Origin of the sequence: Weizmannia agrestimuris (genome assembly GCF_943193165.1) — a bacterium.
Taxonomy (GTDB): Bacteria; Bacillota; Bacilli; order Bacillales; family Bacillaceae_C; genus Weizmannia; species Weizmannia faecalis.
Map to the genome: position 1 here is coordinate 26,270 of NZ_CALPDC010000035.1, position 6,324 is coordinate 32,593.

The following is a 6,324-nucleotide window of genomic DNA, read 5'->3' on the forward strand; positions in this document are numbered from 1 at the left end:
CATACCAAGGTCATTTTCCCCCGCAATGTCCCACAGCTTTACTTCCCTTTTCCGTTCGTACCCATTCTTTGCACATCGGTACACCCTTTTTTCGTTTTTGTTAAAAAAATCACAAAGCAGCCAGACGCAGACATTACCGGTAATTTGTCAGCCGGACACCTCCCAAAAAATCAACACGCCCTTCTACAAATGCTGTCCAACCAACCGACAAGACTGCTGTCACGGTTCAGATTCAGCCGGTTCAAACATATAAGGGATTCAGTATAGGGTTGAGATAAGAAGGCTGCTTTCCAGGAAAAAAACCTAAATAAAATGAACTTAAGTTTTTCGCGTCCAAAATTCATTACAATCAGGTTAGACATTGATTCTGGCAACACTGAAAAAATAATATTGGTTTGTTCAACTTATATAAGCCTCTTTTTTAGTTCTCCTCCCACCGCTGTCCATTCAACAGCCGGAAGCCTGGCAACTCCCTTACAAACTTTGTGCTGCGGAAATCAAAGCCAAATGATAAACATCTTCCGCATTGCAGCCGCGCGACAAATCGTTGACAGGCGCATTCAGCCCTTGCAAAATCGGACCGACTGCTTCAAAACCGCCAAGACGCTGGGCCATTTTATAACCGATATTCCCCGCATCCAGATTTGGAAAAATAAACACAGTTGCATTCCCCTGAATCACGGAATCCGGCGCTTTCTTTTGCGCCACAGCCGGCACATACGCGGCATCAAACTGCATCTCGCCGTCCATGACAAGCTCCGGATCGCGCTCTTTAGCCAATCGGACTGCCTGCGCCACTTTCTCCGTCTCATCGGAATGGGCGGAACCTTTTGTTGAAAAGCTCAGCATTGCAATCCTCGGTTCAATATCAAATGTCCGGGCAGTTTTCGCGCTCTCCACGGCCGTTTCCGCCAAGTCTTGGCTGTCCGGTGAAATATTGATTGCACAATCGGCGAAAACAAATTTCTCTTCGCCCCTCACCATAATGAAAACGCCAGAAACTTTTTTCACGCCCGGTTTTGTTTTAATGATCTGCAATGCCGGCCGGACTGTATCTGCCGTTGAATGGATGGCACCGCTTACCAGACCGTCCGCTTTTTTCAAATAGACGAGCATGGTGCCGAAATAATTGACGTCTTTTAAAATTTGGCGCGCATCTTCCTCCGTCGCTTTGCCTTTTCTTCGTTCCACAAAAGCCTGCACCATTTCTTCAAAACCGGCATAGTCTTCCGGGTCATACACTGTAACGCCCTTGACAGAAACACCGATGGCCTGGGCTTTTGCCTGAATTTTATCCTTGTTCCCGATTAAAACCGGCCGGAGTACTTCATCGGCTGCAAACCGGGAGACGGCTGTTAAAACCCTTTCATCCGAACTTTCCGGAAAAACAATCGTTTTGTTATGTCCCCGCACTTTTTCTTTTATCCCGTCAAAAAATGTACTCACGCTCAACACTCCTCGCTTACGGTATCCATTTTAAGGATAATCCATTTTTCCGGAAAATCAAAGGCAAAAGAAGGCTTCTTTTAGACAATTTCGCGGTAGCCGTAATATTTTTTCCCTTTTCTAACCTGTGTTATAGTAAGGGAAGAGAAAAACATTTGGAGGGAAAAAAATGAGCGAAGCAGCAGAAACACTGGACGGCTGGTACTCACTGCATGATTTCCGTTCTCTCGACTGGGCGGGCTGGAAGGCGCTGCCTGCCGAGGAAAGGGATGCTACGGTGAAAGAATTCCGGCAATTTCTTCAGCAACTGGATGCCATCCAAAGCAAACACGAAGGGGCTTATGCTTTATATACCATCACCGGCCAGAAAGCCGACTTTGTTTTATGGACGATGCGGCCGGCCCTGGAAGACCTCGAAGAAATTGAAACAGCCTTTAATAAATTAAGGATTGCTGATTTTACCATTCCGGCATATTCGTACATCGGTGTAAATGAACTGAGCAACTATGTGCGCGGCGGGAAAGCGGACGAGTCTGCGTATGAAAATCCGCGTGTCCGCGAGCGCCTCTACCCGACATTGCCGAAATCCAAATACTTCTGTTTCTACCCGATGGATAAACGGCGCGAAGGCAATGACAACTGGTACATGCTGCCAATGGAGGAACGCAAGGAGTTAATGAAAAGCCACGGATTGATCGGCCGCAAATATGCCGGCAAGGTAAAACAATATATTCTCGGTTCCACCGGGCTTGACGACTACGAATGGGGTGTGGCTTTATTATCCGATGATGCCCTGCAGTTTAAAAAAATCGTCTATGAAATGCGGTTTGACGAAGCCAGCGCAAGGTACGGAGAATTCGGCCCGTTCTATGTCGGCAGCCTGCTTGACGAAGAACGGTTAACCTCCTATTTGCATATTGGTTAAGAAAAATCCTTCCAGCCTGCTGGAAGGATTTTTTCACGAGAGATCTTAAGCATAACCCGTTTCCGGCCGGCATACACATAAATGTAGTGAATGCCCTTGTTTTTTGTGCATTTTACAAAAACCAGGGCAGACCGATATGCAAAATGGAGGGGGAAATCAGTTGGAAAACGGCAATTACACACCGCCCGTATACGGATATCCTTATTATTACCGGCAGTCCGCACAGCCTTATTACGGAGGATATTATCCGCCGTACCAGGTTCCCGGGGGGCAGCAAGCGCAGGCACCCTCACAGAACCTGCCCGGCCAGCTTCCGCTTGAACAATCGTATATTGAAAATATTTTGCGGCTGAATAAAGGAAAACTGGTCACGCTGTACGCCACGTTTGAAAACAACCGGGAATGGAATGCTAAAGTGTTCAATGGCATTATTGAAGCTGCCGGACGGGACCATGTCATCCTTAGTGATCCGCAAACCGGGCAGCGTTATTTAATCCCGATGGTCTATGTTGATTACGTTGTCTTCTCTGAAGAAATCGAATATGAATACCCATATGGTAGCACAACGCAAGCCGGTCAGCCGCTGGCAACCTATCCGCCGCGGTGATCAGCGAAAGAAAAAACAGCTCCGAAACCGGGCTGTTTTTTCTTACATCCACTTTACCGCCGCTATAGCAAGCAGTATCCAGGAAGCAAGGAACGCGACGCCTCCGATTGGCGTAATCGCACCAAGCACACTGATTTTCGTTAAGCTTAAAACATAAAGGCTGCCGGAGAAAAGGACGATGCCAATCAGCATCAACCATCCTGACCAGCTGAGCAGTGCGGATGATTTGAGGATGCCGGAAAGAATGCCGATCGCAATCAACCCGAGCGCATGGTACATTTCATAACGGACGCCGGTCTCCCAAATATCCAGATACTTCTGATCCATGATCCCTTTCAACCCGTGGGCCCCAAAAGCCCCGAGCGCAACAGATATACACGCGTTCAGTGCTCCAAAAAAAACAAAAATATTCATGCGATGCACTCCCATTTTTTAATGTAAAACGCTGTAGAAGCTTAAAAACAAGTCAACATAAATGTTCATGATAAAAAGCTAGATACCATGATAGGTATACAAACCGTATAAGAAGCTGCAGAGAAGACAGGAACGCCCGCTTTGGTGGACGCTTGTTTCAATTGTTTGCGATTAAAAATCAAAAATAGAGTCTCCGTTTGCACCATCTTCCATTTTCAACGGCTCCGGTTTCAGCACCGTTTTCGGCACAGAAGGACTGGCAGGCAATGGCTCTTCTGGCTGTACCGCCTTTCCGCTTTCCAATAAAACTTCACACAAAGCTTTTACCGCATAGATATGCTCCCTGAATTGTTCCGCCGGCATTGCCTGTTTTGCCTTTGCCAATTCCTGCTCCATTTTTTCCAAAAGCATTTCCGTTGTAATGGCCATTTCCGCACCTCTGTTTAATTTCTATATAAAATAAATGAAATCTGTTGCCTACTGCAAAAAAGTATGAGCAATGAATATAAGTTTTTCCCCCAAGCCCGCGTTCCATTTGCACGATGACATTTTTTCCGAAGGCAACAGAACTGCGATATTTTATTCATTTTATATAGCCTGAAAATTTGTTTTCATCCCGCTGCTGTGATGCGTTCCCTGTAGCATAGGCGTCCAACCTGAAATTTGTAATCGCTAGGTTCATGACTTCCGATCGCATCATGGCTGCAGGGTGCCGGTCCTGACAATGTTTCCTTCCTTTGCTGGCCCGCATTTGTCGTTTGCTTACATTTATTTTAACAGAGGACAATTATCCGAACAATGCGGAACGCTGTCATACCTTGCAAAAAAATCGCCATGTTTCACGTGGAACATTGTCGGATTTCCGCGATGGAATGCGTTTTATATCTTTTCCTGTTCCGGCAGCTGCCAGTCGATCTCTTTTTCTTCCAACTTGCGCAAAATATTGTTGGTTTTTGAAAACGGACGGCTCCCGAAAAAACCGCGATGGGCGGACAACGGGCTTGGATGGGCAGCAGTTAAAACAAAATGTTTGTTGGTGTCGATCAGCGCTTTTTTGCTCTGCGCAGGCCTTCCCCATAACAGAAAAATGACAGGTGTTTCTTTCGCATTGATTTTCCGGATCACTTCGTCTGTAAAAATTTCCCATCCCATTCCTTGGTGTGAATGGGCCTGCCCTTCCCTGACAGTCAACACGGTGTTTAACAGCATCACGCCCTGCTTCGCCCAGCTGACCAAGCACCCGTGCTGCGGAATCCTGCATCCAACATCGTCATGTAGCTCTTTGAAAATATTCCGGAGCGAAGGGGGAATATCCACCCCCGGCTTTACTGAAAAACTAAGCCCGTGAGCCTGGCCCGGTCCGTGGTAAGGATCCTGGCCAAGGAGGACAACCTTAACATCCCGATAAGCCGTATAGTGAAAAGCATTAAAGATATCGAACATATCAGGATGGATTCGCTGTGTTGCATATTCTTTTTTGAGGAACTCCCTCAATTTTAAATAATATGGTTTTTGGAATTCCTCCTTTAAAAGCGGGCCCCAATCATTTTTAAAAATGTCCTTCATTTTATTTACAGCCCCTTTCTTTCCTATACTTTCATTTTATCAGTTTCCTTGTCCGGCGGCTGTAAAACTTTTCTTTGTTTAAGGACGGCAGGAAGCGGTTATATAAATGTCAAACAGTATCATCATTTTTCGGAAGGAGGAAGACAGGTGCATAAAGTAGAAGTGGTCGAAAACGGGCTCGAAGCGACGAAAAAGATAACAGAGTTTGAAAATGAAGGATTTGCGAAAGACAATATTTATATTTTCTCGCATGACAAAGACCGTTCAAAAGATTTAACCGACGCAACGGAAACGGGATCTGTCGGCATGGAAGAACAAGGAGTCATTGATTCGGTCGGCAATCTGTTCAGGGAGCGAGGGGATGAACTGCGTTCGAAAATGCAGTCGCTCGGATTGTCGGAGATGGAAGCCGTACAGTATGAAAAAGTACTCGACGAGGGGCGCGTTGTCGTCATCGCCACGGATAACCAGGAGGGGCCTGAACACCTGCTATAAAACCGGACCGGGCCGGCGTTCCTTAAGCCGGCTTTTTTCTGCTTTTATTAGGTTAAATGGCTCATATTCAGCCATCCTGGGACGTGTCTTTAAACCAGGCCAATTAAACTAACAGTTGCAAAAATTATAAAAACAGATCACTTAAGAGAGACAAAAAACTGTCAGCTGATAATTCTAGTCTGCTCAATATGTAAAAAAAGGTAAACAGACTGGGTAGTACTTGACCTTTTTCAATCCGATGAACCGTTTTTTCGGATAATATGTTGCCTGCAAGATCCTTTTGCGTCAAACCCTTTTCTAATCTGGCAGTTTTTACTGCTACCCCTACATTTTCGGCATTTATGATTTTTTGTAAAAACATTTCCTCTGATTGAAATTGTTTGTCTTGATATACCATCAGCTCCCACCCCATATGATTTGAGTATTCTATTTTTGATTTACAAGTTTTGATTTACAAGCTTATCATTTCAAATTAAAAAAACGAACAATTAAAAATTCAAATCAATCACAAAATCTTTCGATACTTTTTATTTTAATAAATTACTGACTGTTGTCAACGAAAAATTTTTCGGCATCACTAAAGATATATGCTGAAATCTATCAGACACTTTTTCCAAAAGCTTTACTTCATCACCCATCCTTCTGTTTTCAGGTATAACTGGACACATGTGTCTATTGTCAACAAACACACATTTTAATAACATACACTTGAACAAATTGATAATTTCCAAGCAATAAATGATATAAATGTGCATAACATTTATATAAAAGTTATTAAAATAGGCCCTTCGGGTAGTTAAGTCCGTATAATTGTGTAAAAAGGGTTATCTGAATATGAGGGAATATGGAGTATAGGGGCTGTTTTTCTGGA

General features: G+C 44.5%; 8 protein-coding genes. 3 read left to right on the plus strand and 5 right to left on the minus strand.

What is annotated here, in order from left to right:
• Window positions 1-474: 474 nt before the first annotated feature.
• On the minus strand, window positions 475-1,446 hold the full coding sequence (gene pta / locus NFR98_RS12165; protein ID WP_035183186.1) for a phosphate acetyltransferase: 972 nt from the start codon (window positions 1,444-1,446) through the stop codon (window positions 475-477).
• Between the two features lie 169 nt (window positions 1,447-1,615).
• On the opposite strand from pta, the gene hemQ reads away from it, so the two are divergent.
• Window positions 1,616-2,371, plus strand: coding sequence for a hydrogen peroxide-dependent heme synthase (gene hemQ / locus NFR98_RS12170; RefSeq protein ID WP_014096713.1), 756 nt, complete (start codon window positions 1,616-1,618; stop codon window positions 2,369-2,371).
• Between the two features lie 160 nt (window positions 2,372-2,531).
• Window positions 2,532-2,978, plus strand: a complete 447-nt coding sequence (gerQ, locus tag NFR98_RS12175) for a spore coat protein GerQ (protein WP_014096712.1) — start codon at window positions 2,532-2,534, stop codon at window positions 2,976-2,978.
• Between the two features lie 42 nt (window positions 2,979-3,020).
• Here gerQ and NFR98_RS12180 read toward each other — a convergent pair whose 3' ends face one another.
• The 3 genes from NFR98_RS12180 to NFR98_RS12190 all read right to left on the minus strand — a co-directional run bounded on the left by NFR98_RS12180 (window position 3,021) and on the right by NFR98_RS12190 (window position 4,958).
• Window positions 3,021-3,392, minus strand: a complete 372-nt coding sequence (locus NFR98_RS12180; RefSeq protein ID WP_014096711.1) for a DUF423 domain-containing protein — start codon at window positions 3,390-3,392, stop codon at window positions 3,021-3,023.
• 171 nt (window positions 3,393-3,563) lie between these two features.
• On the minus strand, window positions 3,564-3,821 hold the full coding sequence (locus tag NFR98_RS12185) for a YwdI family protein (protein ID WP_014096710.1): 258 nt from the start codon (window positions 3,819-3,821) through the stop codon (window positions 3,564-3,566).
• 450 nt (window positions 3,822-4,271) lie between these two features.
• A complete protein-coding gene (locus NFR98_RS12190; protein ID WP_014096709.1) occupies window positions 4,272-4,958 on the minus strand; it encodes a uracil-DNA glycosylase in 687 nt (228 codons plus the stop codon).
• Between the two features lie 147 nt (window positions 4,959-5,105).
• Here NFR98_RS12190 and NFR98_RS12195 point away from each other — a divergent pair, with 147 nt between their 5' ends.
• On the plus strand, window positions 5,106-5,453 hold the full coding sequence (locus NFR98_RS12195; protein WP_013860790.1) for a YflT domain-containing protein: 348 nt from the start codon (window positions 5,106-5,108) through the stop codon (window positions 5,451-5,453).
• 124 nt (window positions 5,454-5,577) lie between these two features.
• Here the strand turns inward: NFR98_RS12195 and NFR98_RS12200 are convergent, their stop codons facing one another.
• Window positions 5,578-5,850 carry a helix-turn-helix domain-containing protein gene (locus NFR98_RS12200; protein WP_017550349.1) on the minus strand — a complete coding sequence of 91 codons (273 nt, stop codon included), beginning with the start codon at window positions 5,848-5,850 and terminating at the stop codon, window positions 5,578-5,580.
• Window positions 5,851-6,324 lie beyond the last annotated feature (474 nt).

Bases quoted from the DNA above. Each gene is read 5' to 3' on its own strand.
- hemQ (WP_014096713.1), top strand. From the start codon at position 1,616: ATGAGCGAAGCAGCAGAAACACTGGACGGCTGGTACTCACTGCATGAT.
- NFR98_RS12180 (WP_014096711.1), bottom strand. From the start codon at position 3,392: ATGAATATTTTTGTTTTTTTTGGAGCACTGAACGCGTGTATATCTGTT.
- NFR98_RS12185 (WP_014096710.1), bottom strand. From the start codon at position 3,821: ATGGCCATTACAACGGAAATGCTTTTGGAAAAAATGGAGCAGGAATTG.
- NFR98_RS12190 (WP_014096709.1), bottom strand. From the start codon at position 4,958: ATGAAGGACATTTTTAAAAATGATTGGGGCCCGCTTTTAAAGGAGGAA.
- NFR98_RS12200 (WP_017550349.1), bottom strand. From the start codon at position 5,850: ATGGTATATCAAGACAAACAATTTCAATCAGAGGAAATGTTTTTACAA.